Annotated in this window: 15 protein-coding genes; 7 read left to right on the forward strand and 8 right to left on the reverse strand. The window is 73.5% G+C overall.

The genetic code is table 11. The features are described 5' to 3' along the window. The first annotated feature begins 1078 nt into the window (after positions 1-1078). Positions 1079-3853: an AAA domain-containing protein gene (locus ACI8AC_RS10175; RefSeq protein WP_456897640.1), complete on the forward strand. Its 2775-nt coding sequence runs from the start codon at positions 1079-1081 to the stop codon at positions 3851-3853. 146 nt (positions 3854-3999) lie between these two features. On the opposite strand, the gene ACI8AC_RS10180 is transcribed toward ACI8AC_RS10175, so the two are convergent. The 6 genes from ACI8AC_RS10180 to ACI8AC_RS10205 all read right to left on the reverse strand — a co-directional run bounded on the left by ACI8AC_RS10180 (position 4000) and on the right by ACI8AC_RS10205 (position 8782). Further along, on the reverse strand, positions 4000-5070 hold the full coding sequence (locus ACI8AC_RS10180; protein WP_456897641.1) for a hypothetical protein: 1071 nt from the start codon (positions 5068-5070) through the stop codon (positions 4000-4002). Between the two features lie 87 nt (positions 5071-5157). Then, entirely contained in the window at positions 5158-5622 is a 465-nt protein-coding gene (locus ACI8AC_RS10185; protein WP_456897642.1) for a DUF3237 domain-containing protein, read from the reverse strand. Positions 5623-5927: 305 nt separating this feature from the next. Then, entirely contained in the window at positions 5928-6611 is a 684-nt protein-coding gene (locus tag ACI8AC_RS10190) for a hypothetical protein (RefSeq protein WP_456897643.1), read from the reverse strand. Between the two features lie 465 nt (positions 6612-7076). Next, complete coding sequence (locus ACI8AC_RS10195; RefSeq protein WP_456897644.1) at positions 7077-7769, reverse strand: sensor histidine kinase; 693 nt, start codon at positions 7767-7769, stop codon at positions 7077-7079. Positions 7770-7774: 5 nt separating this feature from the next. After that, complete coding sequence (locus ACI8AC_RS10200) at positions 7775-8248, reverse strand: GAF domain-containing protein (RefSeq protein WP_456897645.1); 474 nt, start codon at positions 8246-8248, stop codon at positions 7775-7777. A 177-nt stretch (positions 8249-8425) separates the two neighbouring features. After that, positions 8426-8782 carry a hypothetical protein gene (locus ACI8AC_RS10205; RefSeq protein ID WP_456897646.1) on the reverse strand — a complete coding sequence of 119 codons (357 nt, stop codon included), beginning with the start codon at positions 8780-8782 and terminating at the stop codon, positions 8426-8428. Positions 8783-8952: 170 nt separating this feature from the next. On the opposite strand from ACI8AC_RS10205, the gene ACI8AC_RS10210 reads away from it, so the two are divergent. Further along, positions 8953-9681 (forward strand): GAF and ANTAR domain-containing protein, encoded by a 729-nt coding sequence (locus tag ACI8AC_RS10210; protein WP_456897647.1) that lies wholly within the window; start codon positions 8953-8955, stop codon positions 9679-9681. An 80-nt stretch (positions 9682-9761) separates the two neighbouring features. Here the strand turns inward: ACI8AC_RS10210 and ACI8AC_RS10215 are convergent, their stop codons facing one another. Next, positions 9762-10745 carry a hypothetical protein gene (locus ACI8AC_RS10215; protein WP_456897648.1) on the reverse strand — a complete coding sequence of 328 codons (984 nt, stop codon included), beginning with the start codon at positions 10743-10745 and terminating at the stop codon, positions 9762-9764. Positions 10746-11032: 287 nt separating this feature from the next. After that, complete coding sequence (locus ACI8AC_RS10220; protein ID WP_456897649.1) at positions 11033-11377, reverse strand: hypothetical protein; 345 nt, start codon at positions 11375-11377, stop codon at positions 11033-11035. A gap of 163 nt (positions 11378-11540) precedes the next feature. Here ACI8AC_RS10220 and ACI8AC_RS10225 point away from each other — a divergent pair, with 163 nt between their 5' ends. The 5 genes from ACI8AC_RS10225 (at position 11541) to ACI8AC_RS10245 (ending at position 18962) form a co-directional block, all read left to right on the forward strand. Next, positions 11541-12170, forward strand: a complete 630-nt coding sequence (locus ACI8AC_RS10225) for a LysE family translocator (protein ID WP_456897650.1) — start codon at positions 11541-11543, stop codon at positions 12168-12170. A gap of 217 nt (positions 12171-12387) precedes the next feature. Then, on the forward strand, positions 12388-12996 hold the full coding sequence (locus ACI8AC_RS10230; RefSeq protein WP_456897651.1) for a GNAT family N-acetyltransferase: 609 nt from the start codon (positions 12388-12390) through the stop codon (positions 12994-12996). A 329-nt stretch (positions 12997-13325) separates the two neighbouring features. Beyond that, entirely contained in the window at positions 13326-14312 is a 987-nt protein-coding gene (locus ACI8AC_RS10235) for an alcohol dehydrogenase catalytic domain-containing protein (protein WP_456897705.1), read from the forward strand. A gap of 355 nt (positions 14313-14667) precedes the next feature. Continuing rightward, positions 14668-17568 (forward strand): hypothetical protein, encoded by a 2901-nt coding sequence (locus tag ACI8AC_RS10240; RefSeq protein ID WP_456897652.1) that lies wholly within the window; start codon positions 14668-14670, stop codon positions 17566-17568. Continuing rightward, entirely contained in the window at positions 17565-18962 is a 1398-nt protein-coding gene (locus tag ACI8AC_RS10245; protein WP_456897653.1) for a hypothetical protein, read from the forward strand. Before ACI8AC_RS10240 ends, ACI8AC_RS10245 begins: the two co-directional genes overlap by 4 nt. Positions 18963-19629: the final 667 nt, after the last annotated feature.

The following is a 19629-nucleotide window of genomic DNA, read 5'->3' on the forward strand; positions in this document are numbered from 1 at the left end:
CGGGCACCGGGCTCCATCGGCCGGGAGAGGTGTGATCCCACCCGGGTGTCCCAGGGGACCTGGGCACCGGGATGTGAGCCGTCCCGCCCGCAGCCGTCCCGGTGGGGGAGGGGTGCGATGGGCGCGGCTCCGTGGCCATGGTCGGAAGGCAGCGCGCCGACCGGGACGACCCGAGATCGTCATTCCGGGATACGCCGCGTCCGGCCCGGAGGCTTCCCTCTGGCACGGCTAGGTGCTGCGACCAGCACATCTGTCGACGAGGCAGTGACGCGCCAGGCTGACCTCGCGTGTTTCGGAACGGACGCCGGCCCCGATATCCGGCCGCTGTTGTTGGCGAGCACGCCGCACCTGAGTGAGCTGCGATCCGCCACTCGTCGGAGATCGAGCCCGTTTCAGGGAGGCGCTGGCGAGCCCTGATCTGTCCGCGCAGACTGTCCGCAGATCTGACTTCCTCGTGGTCTCCTCGGGCGGGTTCCGCACCGAGGGGGAAGCGCAGGCATTGTCGCGCGCAGGTGCGGATCGGCTGGCCACGCCGAGATCGCAAACGTCCATCGAACGGGCTGCCCTGTGCAGGACTGCCCTGCGCCCAGAAGCGCAAGGCCGACCGGCTGGCTTCACCCGACCGAGATGTCACGGTGGGCTGCGGATGGCGGTGCAGATGCGGGGCGTCGGATACGTCGCGCCTGTCTGCCTTCGCTCACATGTCAGATCCGTGCCATAGCGTTCCGTCAGGGCAGGTTGCACGCGGGCCGTAGCGGGGCGGGTTTGCCTGCGGACATCGGGGCGGGGGACGGTGGGGCGAGTGGCTGAGCGGCGCATCTCGTTGAAGTACGCGACGACGTGCCGGCGCTGTCAGCGAATCCTGCCGGCGGGGACGAAGGCTCGCTGGAATCCCGACACCAAGTGGACTGCCTGCCTGCAGTGCCCGGAGCAGACCCACGACCGGGCTGGTGCCGCAGCGCATGGTGGAGTGGTCGCCCGAGCTCGTCCGCCCGTCTCGGCCGCGGCCTTCCCCGCGCCAGCTCCCGTACCGGTCGACCCTCGGTGGGACGAGCTGGTCCGCTACCACCTCGCCTGTGTGCAGCGCACCGGACTGGCCCAGCCGGTCGAGTACACCGCCGCCGATTCATGGGCAACGCTCCCTCTCGCCACGGAGCAGTTGCTCGCCGGCACGGCCGACTCCGTCCCAGTGGGACCCGAGCTGCGGCAGCTCTTCGACGGTGCCGGGAACGACGAGGCCGTCTTCTACGGCTGGCCGCTGGTCGTCGTCCCCGACCGACGGCGCGTCCGCCGCGTCGCACCCCTCGTCGTCACCGCGCTGCAACCACCCACCGCGGAGGAGACGGACGCGCTCGCGAAGGACGCGGAGCCCTACCTGAACCCGGCGCTGCTGTGCGAGGACTTCTTCCCGCCCGAGGCGCTCGCCGCGGCACGCGCCGTGACGGCCGGCGGCCTCGCCGTCGGCGACGCTGAAGGGCTCGTGAGCCAGCTGGCCGACGTGCTTACCGCGCTCGGCTTCGACGACCACCCCGCCCTCGACCCGCAGCGGCTGTCATCCACACCTGGGCCGCGCGCTTCGGGCGTGTACAACGCGGCCGTCGCCTACCGGGGTGCAACGAACGCCGCCACTGCCGGACTCGTCGAAGAGCTCACCCAGCTACGCACCCGCCCGGACTGGTTGCGGACAGCCGCCCGCTACCTGCTGGAGCCCGCTCCCGACGTCGCACTGCCCGACCAACCGGCGCCGGTCGCACCGCTGACACTCAACGATTCCCAGGAGCAGGCCCTCGCCGCCACCGGGGTCCTGCCGGTCACCGTCATCACCGGCCCACCCGGGACGGGCAAGAGCCAACTCGTCGCGGCGATCGTCGCCGCGGCCTGGCTGCGTGGGGACACCGTGCTCGTCGCCTCCACCAACAACGAGGCCGTGAAGGTCGCCGTCGAGCGCGCTACCCCGATCGACGAAGGGCTGCTCATCCGCACCGGCAATGCCGAGCAGCGCGAGGCCCTCCCGCCGACCCTGGAAGCCCTCGCCGGACGTCCGGTGCCTCCCGGGGTGTCCGCCGCCATCAGCCGACGCCAGCTCGAGGTCGCCGTCGCCACCAGGACCCGACTGCACGACGCCCTGGCCCACCGGGCCGCCGTTGATGGCGAGCTCGGACAGCTCGCCCTCGACCTCGAGGCCCGCCGCACCCTGCTGTGGGGCCAGCCGGCAGCCTCCCCGGTGCGCGACCGCCGCGCTCAGCTCGCCCGCCGTGCACGACGGGTCGAGCGCTCCCGCTGGTTCACCGCCGCCCGCACCCGCCGCACGCTGACCGCAGCTCAGGTGCCGACCGAACGGGCCGTACAGCTCACCGACCTCGCCGAGTGGGCCGAAGCCGAACTGCGTTGGGACGCCCTCCACGCCGAGGTCACCGCCCTCGGCCCACGAGACCCCGACACGGAGCGGGACCAGCTCGCCGCCGCCGACCACGCGTGGGAGCAGGCCAGTCTCACCGCCGTCCAGCACACCGTCGCGACACAGATCAGCGCCGGGGCCACCGCGCTGAAGCACCTGGCTCGCCTGCGTCGCGGCGCCCGAGCCGCGCGCCTGGCCGCCGTGGCCCAGGCCCTCCGTTCAGCGACCGGCTGGGCCTGCACCGCCCTGTCCGCCGGGCAGAACTTCCCCCTGACCGCCGGCCTGTTCGACCTCGTCGTCATCGATGAGGCCAGCCAGTGTGGCGTGGCCGAGGTGCTGCCGCTGGCCTACCGGGCCAAGCGGCTGGTCATCGTCGGCGACCCCAACCAGCTGGCCCCCGTCGTCACCCTCACGCCCCGCGACGTCGCCATCGTCGCTGCCTCCGTCGGAGCCAGCCAGGACGACCTGCACGCCCGCGCCGTCTCCTATGGGCAGGATTCCGCCTACACAGCCTTCGCCCGACGCGCCGGCCGGCCGCCGTTCTTGCTGGACGAGCACTACCGCTGCCATCCGGAGATCGCCGCATACTTCAACGAGGCCTTCTACGGCGGCACCCTGCGGGTGCTCACCGATGTCACCCGGCAGGACGGCACGGTTCGCGGCCTCCACTGGCTGGAGGTGGCCGGGCAGACCGAGCCCGGCCCGCGCAGTGGGGCGGTCAACCGTGCCGAAGCCGACGCGATCGTCCGCTGGGTCCTCGACCACCCCGACGAGCGGGGCAGTCTGGGCGTGGTCACCCCCTTTGCCGCCCAGGCAGCGTTGATCGACAACGAGCTGCGCCGCGCCCTCGGTGAGGAGCAGTGGACGGCCCGTGAGGTCGCTGTGGGGACCGCGCACCGCTTCCAGGGCGGCGAGCGCGACATCGTGTTGTTCAGCCCGGTGCTCGCCGCTGGAGCACGGTACGGAAGCGCGCGCTGGGTGGAGGAGCAACGGAATCTGGTCAACGTCGCGGTCAGCCGCGCCCGCCGTGCCCTGGTCGTAGCCGGTGACGCCAGCGCATTGGCGCAGCTGCCGACGCCGACGCTGGCAGTGTTGGCCGACGTCGCCCGGCGCGAACACCCGACGCCGTCACCGGCCGACCGAGAAGACCGGCGGCTGCACTCGGAGGCCGAGCGGCGGCTGTACGCGGCGCTCACCGATGCAGGCCTGAGTGTGCAGCTCAAGCCGGTCGTCGACGGCTACGAACTGGACTTTGCGGTGATCACCGCTGACGGCCGTCAGTTCGACGTGGAGTGCGACGGCACACAGCACACCGACGCCCGTGGCCGGCAACGTCGCCAGGATCTCGTTCGTGACCTGGTGCTGCAGCGGCTCGGCTGGCGGGTGCTGCGCGTCCCGGCCTGGCGCTGCCTGACCGAACCGGGGGCCGCCGCCCGCGACGTGGCGGGGGCCTGACGGGGGCGTCCGGCCCGGTTTCATGCACGCGCACTTCTCGGGCATCTCCACCGGTCCTCCCGGCAGACCAGGTCGGACAGCCGACGACGGCGGCAGACCTAGTTGTGATGCCCAGCCAGGTTGAACAACCTGGCTGGGCATCACACCTAGCGCACCACCAGGGACACGGTGTCGCCGTCGAGCGGGTCGACGATCGCCGGCCGGGTGGACTCGCCGTCGGTCACCTCGACGAGGTCACCGGGCGTCAGTGTCACCGGCGGGGAGACGTCGCTCGTGGAGGCGAGCGTGCGGACCCCGTCCGGGCTCAGGTGGATGTCGACCCGGACCCGCGCCTTGACCGCTGGCGCCGTCTTCTCCAGCGGCTCGGTCAGGCCGCGGTAGCGGTCCCACAGCGACGACCAGGCCACCAGATCGTCCGTCTCGACGAGGCCATCGGCGGCGTGGAAGGCGGCGACCTCCAGCACGTGGTCGCTGGGCGCGCCGTAGCGCTCCTCGAAATCGCGCAGCCGGGCCCGCATCTCCTCCAGTTCCGCGGCGGTGCCCCGGCGCCACACCAGCGCTGGCGGGAGCGCGCGGTTCCGGTCGCGCCCCGGCCCGCGGGCGCGGAGCCGCCGCACCGCCGCCTCCATCTCCTCGGCGCCGATCGGCCCGTGGGCGGCCTTCGACTGGTCGAGGAACTCGTCGAGCGCGGCCAGCCGGCGCGCCGCCGGCTCCGCATGTCCGGCCCGGTCGGCCGCGCGGGCCTGCTCCGACGTCGGCCCCGGGCCGGCGTGCCCGCCGCGGCGCGGCGCCGGCGGATGGCCGGTCCGCGATCTCGAGGATGGCGCACAGCTCGGTGACGGCGAAGAACTCCTCGGACTCGACGAGCCGGCCGTCGGCGTCACAGAAGGCGTCGGGGTAGTTGCCCGCGCCGATGCCGGGTGCTCAGCCTCGAACGCCGCGACCTGGGCGCGCACGTCGTCCAGGTCGACGGCGGTGCGCGGGCACGGGTCGGCGCTCGGGTCCGCGGTGGGGCCGGGCTCGTCGAGCAGCTCGAACTCGACTTCGGGGTGGTCGACGGCCAGTACGCGGGCGCGGGCCGGGGCGACGTCGTCGCTGAGCACGACCACGGTGTCGCCGGCGTGCAGCCGCCAGCGGGTCGCCGCCGGGGCACGGGTGCGGAACCGGTGCGCGGTGACGACCGGCGACCAGTCGACGAACAGCTCCACCGTGCCCACGTCTGCCTACCGTGGGGAGCCGGCGTTCCCTGCTCCACCCGGTTGTGCGCGGGCTCCTACCGGGCGGCGGGCAGGTCGGGTTCTGGGTCAGTCGCTGTTGGCGATCCGGTAGACCCGGTACTCCACCCGCGGTCCGGGCAGCACGCGCCCCTCGCCGAGGAACATCGTCCGGTTGACCCACGCGTAGCGCTCGTCCCCGGTCTCCAGACGCGGGTTGGTGAAGAAGTACTGCTCGCCGAAGTCCGTCGGCGCCCCGCCGCCTTCCATGATCGCGAGGATCGCCGGGGTGAGCTCCACCAGGCCGAAGTACTGGGCGTAGATGAACGCGCCGTCGTCGGTCTGCATCGTGGCGCGCACGTCCAGGCGGCCGAACCCGTCGGGGCACACCAGCAGCCAATCCGCGCCGGCACCGACCAGCGAGCCCCGCAGCCGGTCCCCGGTGACCTTTCCGCCGGTGACCGTCGCCTCCAGGCGGTTCCCGAACGGCCCCGGCCCGACCGGGTGGGGGTCCAGGTCGGCGTAGTACTCGAACTCCGGTACCAGCTGCGGCATTGCGCGCCTCCCTCCGGCGGCGGGGCTGACTGCGGCCCCGAGGCCGCACACGCTGAGACTCCGCCGCCGGAGGGTCAACCCATCCCGGGACACAAGACCGGCCCCGCGCGATCCCCGGACGAACTGTGCCGACGTGTCAGCGCTCGGTAGCGGGCAGGAGCGACAGTGCCGGCTGGGCCGGGCGCCGCCGTCTCCCGCGCCACGGTGCAGCCGCCGCGAGGTTCGCGTGTCGGATCCGCGGCTGCCGCGCTGCGCACCCGCAGTCAGCCGGTTCAGGTCGCCGCTGCTCGTGGCCGGGATCGTGCTCACAGCGATGTGGTGTCGGTGGCCGCCGCGGGGGCGTCGTCGGCGACGACGGTGACCCACACGCCGACGACCTCGGCGGCCGCGGCGGCGAACCGGCGCAGCGTCCCGTGGCCGGGCTCCCCGGCCGGCACCGTGACGATGACCGCGCCGGCGGCGTCGACCCGCGGGCGGGTCAGGCCGTGGTACTCGGCCAGCGGGCGCAGCACGCGCCGGGCGGCGAGCACCTCGTCCCGGGTGGCGGTGCGCTCGACGGCGACGGCAGGCCGGTCGGCGAGCCGGGCCTGCAGCCGGCGAAGCCGCCGGCCCAGGGCATCGACGGCGTTCTCCTGCGCACGCAGCTGCTCGACGGCAGCCGGCAGCAGTTCGTCCTCGAGCTCCTGCATCAGGTCGTCGGAGGCGGCGACCATCCCGGCGCCCTCGGGGTACATGTCGGCGTAGGCGCCGGCCCGCGCGGTCGCCAGCTGCAGCAGCTGGCGCGCGGCGTCTGCGCGGGCGCGGTCGATGCGGACCTGCAGCTCGTGGACGGCGGCCAGGCCGTGCTCCAGCGGCCTCCTCGTCGGTGCCGCCGGCGGGCTCCCATGGCGCGGCGTCCGCGCAGTTGGCCGGCTCGTCGGTCGGGTCGTGGGTGCGGGCGTCGTGCTGCGGGTGTTCGATGCGGGCGACGGTGGCCAGGCAGGTGCCACAGAGGTGCCGGTGATCGTCGCCGGATCCGGTGACGATGTGGAGGCCGGCGTCGGTGCGTGCGCACCGTGGGCACTCATCCGGTGGCCCCGGCAGGGGCAGCTCCCTCGTGCCGCCGATCTTGCCCGCGGAGGCCGACACGACCAGCTCCCGCATCCGGCCGGCCCAGGTCGCCGCGGAGCGCTGCCCACCGCTGCGCGGGGCGGGGCGGTGCCGCTGGGGGCGCCCAGGTCGTCGAAGCCAGCCGCTGCCGCGGCCTGGTCCTGTTCACCGACCGGGCCGAACGCCGCGTCCCACCCGGCGAGGATCCGGCCGAGCGCGGCCAGTTGGGCCTGACGGTCATCCGACGGCCCGCTCACGGCGTTGCCCGCTGCTCGTCGTTGCCCGCTGCGCGTCGGCGAGGACGCCGGCGGTGGCCGTGGCCACGTCGGAGACGGACAGCCCGCCGGGGGCCACCGGTCCCGATGTCACAGGGCGGTGACCGGCAGCACGAGCAGGAACCGGGCTCCTCCGCCGTCCCGGTCTTCGACCAGCAGGTCGCCACCGGCCCGCCGGGCGTGCTGGCGGCACAGCGCCAGCCCCAGGTGTGCACCGACGTGTTCTTCCAGGACCCGTCCGTGCCCGAAGCGGGTGAAGATCTGGTCGCGGCGACCGGCCGGCACGCCCGGTCCGCCGTCCTCCACCGCCATCCAGGCCCGGTCACCGTCGCGCCCGGCCCGCACCGCGGTCGCTCCACCCGCGTGCCGATCGGCGTTGTCCAGCAGGTTGGCCAGGATGCGGCCGATCCGCACCGGGTGAAGGCGCACCCGGACGTCGATCGCCGCGGGGTCGACCTGCACCGGCACCGGGTGGCGGTGCCGCGCCAGCGTGTCGTACACCGCCGGCACCAGCTCCGCAGCCGACTCGGCGCCGGCGGCGTCGGCTCGGGCCAGGTCCAGCAGCTCGGTCAGCAGCCACCGCGCACGCCGCAGCTCGTCGGTGAGCAGGTCCAGGACCTCTCGGCCCTCGGCGCCCAGCAGCGGCCGCTGGATGTCGAGGAGCTCGTTGGCGGACAGCGCCACGGTCATGCCCGAGCGCAGGTCGTGGGCCAGGTCGGTGAGGAACTCCTCGCCCTGTGCCGCGCGGGCGGTGGCCTCGGCTGCTCGTTGCTGTGACTCCACCGCGGTCAACGCCAACTCGGCTGTCGCGGCCAACTGCGGTTCGGCCTCCGCCCGGCACAGCTCGGAGAACGCCCCCCGCGCCGAAAGGCGAAGTTCAGCGAGCCGATCGGGTTCTCGCCGATCCGGATGGGCAGGCTGGCCACGCTGCGGATCCCGGGTTCGGCAGCCATCCGGCGGGCGAACCGTGGCCAGCGGCTCTCGCTGGCCAGGTCGGCCACCACCACGACCACGCCCTCCCGGGCGGCGGTGAGGCACGGGCCCTCCCCGGCCTCGTACTGGGCCTCGTCCATCCGGCGCGCCAGCTCACCGGCGGCCGCCACCGTCTCCAGCGTCTCGCCGCAGGCCAGGCTGACCGACACCTGCTCCACGGCAGAGCACCCCGCGCTCACCAGCTCGACGACCTGCTGCAGCACCTCGACACAGCGCTCCGGCCCGGACGGCGCCGTCACGCTGGAGGGGCCGGTCACATTCGCGGCCACCCGCTCCCCCTAGTGGGTGGGGACGGCCGCTGGTTGAGCATCCGCACCCGTCAGGCGTTGCCCTGTGTGCTCCGCTCCCGGTCCACCGAAACACCGATCTCGGCGCGGCTCGGGCGGCTGCGCGGACATGTCGCCGACCTGCGCCGGACACGCCGGTCCGGGGCCTGCCGCGCGCGCTCAGCGGTCGCGGGGGGCGTTGAGCAGAGCGGAGACGCGTTGGCGGGTGACGCCGAACAGCCCGGCGATGGCGTCCATGCTCAGACCCTCGTCGTGCAGGGCGCGGGCCTCGGCGCGTCGCCAGCGGCTTCCCGCGTCGGTGAGGTCGGACAGGGTGGCGCTGAGCAGCTCCACGATCAGCGGGCGCGGCTCGGTCGGCACGATCTCCCGGTAGGGCAGGCCGGCCGCTCGCCCGTCGCGGATGTAGGCCGAGCGCTGGAGGATCTGCTGGGCGTTGGCGATCATCTGCTGCGCCGTGGCGCAGATGTCCTCCAACGCCGCCAGCGCCGGATCTTCGGGGGGTGGTGACCGCCGCACGCAGGCCTCCTGCCGATCAGGTCGACACGCCGGCTCGATGCTCGACAAGAGGCACGCCGTCGCGCAAGGGGCATTGCCGCAACGGCTGTGGCAGCAACGGGCATTGCGGTGGGGGCGGTGGGGTGCGACCGTGGGCGTCGCCCGGGGGAACGGTGGCGCCGGAGGTCCCGATGGCAGATCTCGCCGAGGTCTTGCGTGAGGTCGCGGCCCGGCTGCGCACCGAGCGGCACCCGCCGGTGGAGACCACGCTGGAGGCGATCACCGCCGCCGCCGCGGTCGCCGTGCCCGGCGCCGAGGACGTCGGCATCAGCTTCGTCGTCGGCCGCTCCCGGATCGAGGCCCGGGCAGCCACCGGAGAACGCCCCACCACCCTGGATGCGCTGCAGGACCGGCTCGGCGAGGGCCCGTGCTACGCGGCGCTCCGCCAGGAGGTGGTGCACGCCCCGGACGTGGCCACCGAGGAGCGCTGGCCCCGCTTCGCCACCGCCGCCCGCGAACTGGGGGTGGGCAGCATGCTCTCGCTGCGGCTCTACGTCACCCCGGGCAAGGAGCTCGGCGCGTTGAACCTCTACGCCGGTACCCCGCACGCCTTCGACGGCGACTCCGAGGCCGTTGCGCGGATCGTCGCCGTTCACGCCGCGATCGCGCTGGCCGCCGCCGAACGCGAGGAGCACCTGGAGGCCGCGCTCCGCAGCCGCGACCGCATCGGCCAGGCCAAAGGCATCCTGATGGAGCGCTACAAGCTCACCCCCGACCAGGCCTTCGCCTTCCTCGTCCGCACCTCCTCAGTCACCCACCGCAAGCTCACGGACATCGCCGACGAGATCGCCACCACCGGCGCCATCCCCGCCGCCCCAGGCGAGAGCCCCGGGCCGCCGCCGGCGCCGGCCGCCCCCTGAGCCCGTTGGCCGCGCCGGCCGGCCGGACGCCTACGACAGCTGACGAAGAGCCGGCCCGGCGGCCTGGGCGGCTGCTCGGGTCAGTCGTCGACGAGCACGACCTCGTACTGCCCGGCGGTCGGGGGGATGCCGGTGTCGAACTTCGCGTTCACGACGGCGAGCCGTCCGTCGTGCCGGATCGCCGTGGCCGGGACCTGGAACAGACCGCTGGTGATGACCTCCACGACCGAGCCGGACGTCAGGTCCCCGCTCAGCCGCACCTCGGTGACCTGGTTGCTGTTCTGCACCGCCCACAGCCGCCGGCCGTGCAGCACGATGCCGTCGACGGTCGGCACGTCGACCCCGGCGATCCGGGCGCTGTCGCCCGTCACCGGATCCACCGTGTACAGCGCGCCCTCGGCCGCGTGGGCGACCACGAGCTGGCCGCCGTGCCCGACGGCGGCGATGCCGTTGAGGTTGAACGGCCCGGGCGTCTCGGCCGCCGGTCCCCGCAGCGCCAGCGTGCGGAACTCGGCTCCCGGCCGGCCGTGGTGGTCGATCGGCACGAAGTACAGGACACCCCGGCGGCTCTCGGTGAACCACGCGCCGGCCTCGGTCACCGTGACGTCGTTGACCACCGTGGTGGGCGGGTCGGCGTCGGGTGGGGACGGCGGCGCGAACTGGTAGGTGGCGACGGTGGCCCCCGTCCGCAGGTCGTAGACGTAGGCCTGCCCGGTGCCGCCGCCGGCCACGTACAGCAGGTCGTGCCGGGTGTCGGTGTCCATGCCGACCGCCCACCGCCCCTCCGGTGCGTCGATGAACAGCTCGGCGGTTCCCTGCTCCAGATCGCCGCGGAAGATGTCGCCCGCGAACAGGTCACCGGCGTAGAACGTGCTGCCCTCGCCGTGCGCGATGCCCTCCGCCGAGGTGGCGCCCGGCAGGACGATGATCTCCGGCGCGATCGCCGCACCCATCGGCGGTGTCGCCGCGGCGGACGGGATGCCCGTGACCACCAGGCCGACCGCCCCGGTGATCAGCACTGCCGCCCGGACGTGGCCGGTCGTTGTCCGCATCGTCGTGGGCATGGCTGCCTCCGCTCGGCGCTGTCGCACTCGTGGTCGGACGGAACGGTCGTCAGCCGCCCGCCCCGCCGACTGTGGACCCCCGGGCCGGTGCGGCACAGGGACCAACGCCCCAGGCGTCCCCGGTCCCCCGGGCAGCGGCGGGCCCGACCGCGGGGACCGTGCGGCCGAACCGAGACCGCGTCGCCTGCTGCCGCAGGGGCCCGTGCCCTGCTCGGGCAGCAGCTGCAGGGCGGCGCGGCGATCACCGGCAGGACGCCGACGCGGCGGCCGGTCCTCCGGCGGCCCGCTCACGGCCGTGCCCGCAGGTCGTCGGCGAGCACGGCGGCGGTGGCCGTGGCGACGTCGGCGACCGACAGCCCGCCGTTGGCCGCCCACAGCGACAGGGCCACCCGCCGCGCTGCGGGATCGCAGCCGGCGAGGAACGCGGCGGCCTCGTCCTGCGGGGGCAGCAGGTCGGCCAGCCGCTCGGAGCCCCGCTCATCCCCGGCCTCGACCAGGGCGCGGTGGTGCGCCCCGTCGCCGGCCAGCCGCGCCGCCACCGCGCACCAGGTGGCCGGGGCGTCGAGGACCGCGTGGTCGGGCGTGCAGCCGGAACCCAGCGGCAGGTGCGCCGGCGCCGGCAGCGTCATCACCGCCCGCCACGGCACCGCCGACCGGCCGCGGACCCGGCACGCCGACGGGCGGCGATGTCGGCGGGAGTCCCAGAAGGCGGCTTCAGGGACAGTTCTGGCAACTTCCTGCCATCGCCTGGAAGCGCCAAGCCGAGGGAACCGGGGCGCTGCCTACAGTGGCTCGGTGCCATCTCAGCTCCTGCCCTTCCTTGCCGTAGTCGCGGTTCTCACGCTGACCCCCGGACCGGACATGGCCCTCGTCCTACGCAACGGAGTACGAGGCGGTGTCCGGATGGCGTGGTGGACAGGGCTGGGCTGCTGCACGGGCATCGCCGCGTACGCCACGGCGTCCGCGATCGGCCTGGCTGCGATCCTCGCCGCGTCGGCCACGGCGTTCATGGTGATCAAGTTCGTCGGCGCGGCGTACTTGGTCTACCTGGGCGTGATGACCCTGTGGCATTCGCGCAAGCGCCCGGCAGCCTCCACGCCTACCGAGGCGCCCGTGCCGACGGTGCTGGGGCGGAAGGCGGCCTTCCGGCAGGGCCTGGTCAGCAACCTGCTCAACCCCAAGATCGCACTCATCTTCTTGACGCTCATCCCACAGTTCGTGTCCCCAGGAGAGCCGGCGTTCACCACCGGCGTCCTGGCAGCCGTCTTCCTCGGCGTGGCCGTGCTCTGGTGGCGAACGTTTGCGCTCGCTGTCGGCGCTCTCGGTCGACTGCTGTCCCGGGAGCGCGTGCGCATCGCCATCGAGCGCGTCACCGGCACCGTGCTCATCGGTCTGGGCCTGCGGGTGGCGCTCACCGACCGCTGAGCGGGGCGAATCCAACGTATGGCGAGCGGCCTGACCTGAGTGTCTATAAGTGGACCGCTCAGGGACAACCGCTGTCTCTCCGGAGGGCAGGTGACGGACTCTTCCCGGACCTGGCGCCACTGGTGGCCGTCTCCTCTCCCGGGACCGCGGGCGCGTCACCACCGCGCGAGGCCGTAGGTCTCTGGCCCGCCGGTGCGCCGCGGAGAACGGTCTCCGCATGAGCGAGCTGCAGCACTTGGTCCGTCCGGCCCGGTCGGCGGACCTCGACGAGCTGACCCGCACGCTGGCGGTGGCCTTCACCGACGACCCGCTCTTCGTCCACCTGCTGCCGCCGGGGGTACGGGCGCGGGAGGAGCGCATCCGGCGCGTCTTCGCCGTCGACGGTGCCCGCAGCCTCAGCCACGGTGGCCTGTGGACGACGGCCGGTGCCGACGCCGCGGCGGTCTGGTTCCCGCCCGGTCACTGGCGGGGGTCGGCACGGCAGGACCTGCGCGAGCTGCCGGCCTGGCTGCGGATCGGCGGGCGGCGGATGCCGTACTTCCAGCGGGTGCGGTCAGCGCTGTACGCCCACCACCGCGAGCTGCCGCCGCACTGGTATCTGCTCTACGTCGGGACGAGGCCCGAGCGGCGGGGCCAGGGACTCGGCGCCGCGCTCCTGCAGGCGATGGCAGACCGCTGCGACACCGACGGGGTGCCCGCCTACCTCGAGGCCACCTGCGAGCGCAGCGTCCCGCTCTACCGGCGGCTCGGCTTCGCCGAGCACGGCACGATCGACGTACCGCCCGGCTGCCCCCGGATGGTCCCCATGTGGCGGGACCCGCGCTGAGCGGACGGGCCGGCGCCCCGGGTGAAGCGACGGCCGCAGCGGTCAGGCGCCCGGATGTTGAGCGGTCGCCGGACAGCGCTGAACGCGCCAGGACGGTCAGCCTTACGGGGCAAGCTCCGCGCCGCCCTGAGCGGGCCGCTCGAGGACACCGCGCCAGGACGGGACACGGCCCGGCACGCGGAGTCCCCGGGACGCCGCCGATCCGTCGAAGGCGGCGGGTACTGCCCGTCCTCGGTCACCCCGCGGGTGGGACGGCGCCGGGCTGACAGCATGTGGCTGTGCGCGCGGTGGTCGTCGATTCGGTCCGAGCCCTGCCCCGGGTCCGCGAGGTGGCCGAGCCCACGGCTCCGTCTGGCGGGGTGGTGCTGCGTGTGACCGCCACGGGCGTGTGCCGTAGCGACTGGCACGCCTGGGCGGGGCACGACGAGGTCGTGTTCCCGCACGTGCCGGGCCACGAGCTCGCCGGGGTGGTGGTCGACGTCGGTGACGGCGTCGCTCGCTGGCGCCCCGGTGACCGGGTGACCGTCCCCTTCGTCTGCGGCTGCGGACGCTGCGAGTGGTGCCGGGCCGGGGAGGCGCAGGTCTGCCCGGACCAGCAGCAGCCCGGCTTCACCCACTGGGGCTCCTTCGCCGAGTACGTCGCCCTGCACGCGGCCGACGCCAACCTGGTGCGCATCCCCGACGGGGTCGACCCCACGGCGGCGGCCGCACTGGGGTGCCGGTTCGCCACGGCGTACCGCGCCCTGGTCGGCCGCGCGCGGGTCGCCGCGGGGGAGTGGGTCACGGTCGTGGGTGCCGGCGGGGTGGGGCTGAGCGCAGTCATGGTCGCCGGCTCGCTGGGGGCCAGGGTAGTGGCGGTGGACCGCAACCCGGAGGCGCTCGCCGCGGCCGCCGCGCTCGGCGCCGAGCACACGGTGCGCGCCGACGGCCGCGACGTCCCGGCGGCCGTCGTGGACCTGACCCGCGGTGGCAGCCACGTCGCCGTCGACGCGGTGGGCAGCGAGCAGACCTGCGCCGACTCGATCCTGAGCCTGCGCCGGCGCGGGCGGCACGTGCAGGTCGGCCTGCTGCCACCGGTCGACGGTCATCCGCGGGTCCCGATGGCGCGGGCGATCGGCTGGGAACTGGACCTGTTGGGCAGCCACGGGATGGCCGCGGCCGACTACCCGGAGATGATGGCGCTCGTCGAGAGCGGGTCGCTGCAGCCGCAGCGGCTGGTCGAACGCACCATCGGGCTCGAGGAGGCGGCCGCACTGCTTCCCGTGTTCGACCGGGCGACGGTCGCCGGGGTGACCGTGGTCGACCCCGCCCGCTGACGCCGGCCGGGAGCGTGAGGACGACGATGCGGGCACCGGGCGGCCCGGGCACGACGGAGCGTCGAACCCGCACCGAGCGGCCCGGCCGACCCCGGACACCGAAGCGCTCCGGGCCCCTGACCTCCAGGAACACCGGGGCGGTGCTGTGTCCGAGGGGCGACACATTACATCGGCACACGCTTCGCGCCAGGTCGGTGACTGTCGTACGCGGTGGCGTGCGGCAGGGGACCGCTCGTGCCTCGGGACCCGGGGCCAGTTCGACGCGAGCGTGGTGGCTCGGCTTGCGGGACGCGCCGGCAATGGCGCTGAGTTCATATCCCCGCCAGGAAACGCGCCGTGCTGCCATGCTCCGGGCATGGGGGACTCGGTGGGTCAGGAAGCGGAGCAGCCGGCGCGGGATCTGGCGCTGCTGCGGTCGTTGGTGGAGAACCGCGCTGCGCTGATCGGAAACGCCGACGCGCTAAGCGCTGCGACGCTGCTTCTGCCGTTCGCCGCGGAGGAGGAGACCCCGGACGATTGGGCACAGCGACCGGACGGCGGGGGAGCCTGCCCGGCCACCGAGCTCGTCGTCAGGCTGGCGGGGGTCAGCGCGGACCAGTCGATCGCGACGCTGCTCCACCTGTGGCTCTACGGGATGGCTGGTCGCCGCGAGAGCGCGCAGGCGCTGTGGGCTCTCTCGGAGGCGGTGGCGCCCACGGTCGGCGCACTCGTCACCCGGCTCCGGGACGTCGACGCGCCCTACCCCGTCATCCGCTGGCTCGGCGATTTGGAGGACTACCGCGAGATGCTTGAGCAGCTCGCTACCGGTGACCGGCCTGCTGGCATGGACCGCCATGCGGAGAAGGACGTGTGGAACCGGGAGGTCCAGCCCCGTGTGGCGGCGGCCCGGCGGGCGTTGCTGGCCGGAGACCAGCCGGACTTCGAGATGCCGGATGAAGAGGTCATCGCCGGGTGGGCCAACGCGGCCGCCGACCAGGGTGGCTCGCGGCGGACGTACTTCGCCAATCAGGCCACCGAACAGCTCCGCAGCGTGGAAGGCGCAGTGGAGCGTCAGCAGACCGTTCAACCGTGGCGCGGCAGCTCCTGCGACATCGGCACGCTGAGGGAGTCGATCGAGGCGCTCGCGCCCGACCACAGGGAGATTGCCGACCACGTCCTGCGCTACGCCTTGGTACGGGCTGCCGACTGGGAGGAGGAGGAAAAGCGGGTCGCGGACGCCCTCTCCGACCGGGTCCAGCGCCTCGCGGCAGCGGCGGTCGACCGGGATGACCGCTTCCTGCTCGCAGCGATCGCGGCTTCCAGGCCCGGCGCCGACGGAACTGCGGCCGCCTCGCTCGATCGCATCCGGGCCGAGGTCGCTGACCTCCGGAGGCGTTGCTCCCCGCTCGATTCCGACACGATCGGCCTCATCGAGATGAGCCTGGGCGAGTACAAGCTCACCTACGCCGAGGAGCTGTTCGCCGAGGCCGAGCAGACCCGGCGTCAACGGGAGCAGGCGACGGTGGCGCGCAAGCGCATCGAGCGGCTCCGTGCCTCCTCGACCGACGCGTTCGTGGTCTCCTGGCGGAAGCGGGCTGAGGAAGCGCTTTCGGACGGACGCCTGCCCGAGGCCGAGCACGCCGTCGGCGTAGCGGAGCGCGCCGACGGCCTCCACAGGCAGCTGGCGCAGTTGGAGGCAGATGCCGGGCACGAGGATGCTGAGTTGCTCGTGGACCTCGTACCGGCGCAGACGGCCGACGACCTGGACAACTTCGAAGCTCGAATCGACCGGGCACGTCAGCAACTTGAGGAGCGCCAGGCCCAGCGGCTTGAACAGCGCTACGACGAGCTCCTCGGCCGGCTCGCCGGCCTGGTGGAGGACGACTACCCCTTGCTGGCCGAGTCACGGCAGCGCCGAGAGCAGGCGTCCCCTCTTCGGGTGCCTGACGTGGACGAGCTGGCCGATCGGGTGCGGCAGGTTGAGGTAACCCGGGCGCAGAAGGCCGTGTCCGCACTGGCCGACATCCGCAGGTTGCTCGAGGAAAGCCAACTCGGCGCGGACGACCGACGCGACGCGAGCCGCCTGCTCGATGAGGTGTCCGACGACCTCGAGTCCGGTCGCCTGGTGGCCGCTCACCGTACGGTCGGCCGCGCCCGTGCTTTGATCGAGCGGCGTCAGGTGCCGAACTGGCGGGTGGACGACGGCGAAGAGGCCCTGGTCGCTCATCTCGAGCGGTACGTCCAGCAGTTCAGCGGCATCGGCGCGGACGACGTACGGCGGCTGCACGTCGCCCTGAAGGCCAAGCCGTTCGTCATCCTCGCCGGCTTGACCGGGAGCGGGAAGACCGCCATCGCCCGGCTGTACGCCGAGGCGCTCAACGCCACCCCTGCAAACGGCCGATTCGTGCGGATCGCCGTCCGCCCGAACTGGGTGGACGAGAGCGACGTCCTCGGCTACCTCAACCCGGTCAGCAACGTCTTCCAGCCCGGCTTCCTCGCCCTGCTCGTCCGGGCCTGCGAGCGCGACCCCGACCTGCCGTTCTTCTGCCTGCTCGATGAGATGAACCTGGCGCCGGTGGAGCAGTACATGGCCGACGTCCTCTCGGCCATGGAGGACGTGCGCAGCCCCGGTCAGCCGCGCCCGGCCCTCCGTCTCTACTCGCCCGGCATCAAGCCGGGGAACGCCCAGGACTGGCCATCGGAGCTGCCGCTGCCGGAGAACCTGTTCCTGATCGGGACGGTCAACGTGGACGAGACAACCCGAGCGCTGTCCGACCGGGTGCTGGACCGGGCGAACGTCCTGCAGTTAGCCACGCGGGTCACGCGTGCCCACCACGAGATCCACCCCGATCCGGGGCGGCCCGACGCGCGGGAACCTTCCTGGGCCGTGCGGTGGGAGGACTGGCAAGGCATCTGCTCGATTGAGCCGTCCGACCGGGCGCACGATCTGCTTGTCCAGATCGCCGACGCATTCACCGGCATGCGGCTCGGGCTGGGACTCCGCGCGCACATCGAGGTGGAGCGGTTCCTCGGCAACGCCAGCGGTGTGCTCCCCGACGCCGATGCGCTGGATCTGGCTCTCCTGCAGCGCGTGGTGCCGAAGGTCCGAGGCTACAAGCGCGACCTGGAGTACGGGCTCGAGCAGTTCCGCACCGCCATCGCAGGCGACGCCTGTCGTCGGTGCACCACGGTCCTCGACGACTGGCTCGACCCGCGGACGAGCGACGACGCCTTCCTCGACGGCACGGACGTCCGTGTCGGGCTGCTGGGTCAGTGATCACCGCATCGACGGCACGCGGCCCCCGCGACATCGCCGGCCCGGCGGCACCGAAGGTGCTCGAAACCGGAGAGCTCGTCCTGGCAGGAGTCGCACCGGGGGCCGTCGTCAGCGCCGTCGGAATCTACCTAGGGACGGCGGGAGGGGGCGGTGAGTTCCGGGCGCGGTTGTCCACGTCGGTGCTCGCCGGCCACGTCGGGCTGCTGGCCATCGAGGTGGACGGCAGCCCGGCCGGGGAGATCGAGGTGGTGGCGGACAAGATCAGCCGCGCCGAGTACGAGGTGCTGCGCGCCGACCTCCGCGGCGTGTGGGCCCAACTGCTGTACGACCCCGGAAGTGCCTCCGCCGTGAGCGGCTTCGTCCCGGAGCCGGATGCGGTGGTTGTGTGGCGCCGCATCGCCCCGGCCGTGGAGGCCATCCGACGGGCACCGTCGGCACGGTTGGTCCCGACCACCGCACGGATGGACCCGTCCCGGTCGCGGACGGCCGCCCGCGCAGCGCCCCGGGAACTGGCGCGTGCCGGGCTGGGCCTGCCGGCGGACCTGCCGACCATCGGTCCGTCGACACGGACGCCGGAGAATGCCGCGATCGCCGGCGGGCTGCTCCGGCTCCTGCGACTGGCCGAGCGCCAGGCCGGTGCCGGACGGGTGGTCGGCGACGTCCAGCGGTTGCTGGCAGCACCGCCATTTGACCGGGGGACCGAGCGGGGAATGCACGGGTTACCGCACGGAGCGCGTGCTGACGTCCGCTACCGCCGGGTGCTCACCGAGCTACGCGCGGTGTCCGGTGCGATGACCGAGCCGGTGGAGGGGCCCGGGGCGTTGCGCCTGGGTGTTCGTGCGCTTCCGCAGCTCTACGAGTACTGGGTCTACCTCCAGGTCCTCCGGCAGGTCGCGGCCCGGTACGGGGACCCCCTATCGCCGGGGTACGGCGTGCTCGCGGTCAACCAGCGGGGAGGGGGAGTCCGGGCCGAACTCGCCAGTGGAACCACGGTCCGCTTCCCGGGAGACGTGGTGGTGGTCTACGAGCCTGAACTGCGCTACAACCCAGCCGGCAGCCTGGCATTGGAGCTTGTCCGCCATCCGCTGCCCCCGATCGCTGCCCTGCAGCCACGGGGGAGGGCCACTCCCGACGTCCTGGTGCTGCGTCAGGGGCCGGAGCCTTCGGCGCTGGTCGTGGACGCCAAGTACTGCTCCCGCCGCTTGCTCGATGCCGAACTCGCGAAGATTCACCTCAAGTACGGACGGATCCGTCACCGGGGCCGAGGCGTCGTCCGGCACGTCACGGCCGCCTCCCCGCACGCGGCCGGGCATCTGGCGTGGGCCGGCTGCTCCGCGAGCCAGTTCCGCCCCGGGCAGGCGGTCGAGCAGCTGCCACTGGACCTGCTGCAGTGAGTACCCGATGACACGGTCAGATCAGAGGTGCCGCAGCCGCTGATCAACCGCGGGGGGCTGTCCAGCGGAAGTTCCAGGGAGCGTGGACGAGATCCGCACATGCCGCGGCCGGCGACCCTCCATGTCACCGACCTGGACGGCACGCTGTTTAACACGGAGGGGCGGGTCGCTGCCTTGACCGCCGACATCCTCCGCCATCTCATCGCCAAGGGCGTTTTCCTTAGGCACGCCACTCCCCGGTCCTGGGCAACGGACCCGGCCGGTCCGACCCAGCTCAAGGCGCGCCGTCCGACGACCCGCCCGTCAGGGGTCTCCCGCGGGGCTGGCGCGGCTCGATCGGCGGGTGGCTGATGTCGCCGAGCATTGATGGAGCCCCGAGCGAGCGTTGGAGAGGGCCCTGTGGCGCAACATCACCGAGCGGTCGGGGAACAGGGCTTTCGGACCGGTCCACATAAGAGCGGCAACCTCCTCGTCCGTCCGGACCCGTTCCGAGCCGGTACCGTCGTCCCCCGTCGAGCCGGGCCGGCTAACACGCTGCCCGGTCGCGGATGACCACGCCCGGGTAGCGGTGCCCCCTGCGTGCCCGAGTCGGACGCGGACGGCGCCTGGCGACATCCTCGTACCAGCCGTGGACGGTCCTGGCGCTGACGACGCCCGCGCGCGGCAG

The sequence above is a fragment of the Geodermatophilus sp. SYSU D00758 genome, assembly GCF_054049955.1.

What these genes read in the sequence shown, in the direction of transcription:
- ACI8AC_RS10185 (WP_456897642.1), bottom strand. Translation starts at nt 5,622, where the DNA reads ATGCCGCAGCTGGTACCGGAGTTCGAGTACTACGCCGACCTGGACCCC.
- ACI8AC_RS10210 (WP_456897647.1), top strand. Translation starts at nt 8,953, where the DNA reads ATGGCAGATCTCGCCGAGGTCTTGCGTGAGGTCGCGGCCCGGCTGCGC.
- ACI8AC_RS10215 (WP_456897648.1), bottom strand. Translation starts at nt 10,745, where the DNA reads ATGCCCACGACGATGCGGACAACGACCGGCCACGTCCGGGCGGCAGTG.
- ACI8AC_RS10230 (WP_456897651.1), top strand. Translation starts at nt 12,388, where the DNA reads ATGAGCGAGCTGCAGCACTTGGTCCGTCCGGCCCGGTCGGCGGACCTC.
- ACI8AC_RS10240 (WP_456897652.1), top strand. Translation starts at nt 14,668, where the DNA reads ATGGGGGACTCGGTGGGTCAGGAAGCGGAGCAGCCGGCGCGGGATCTG.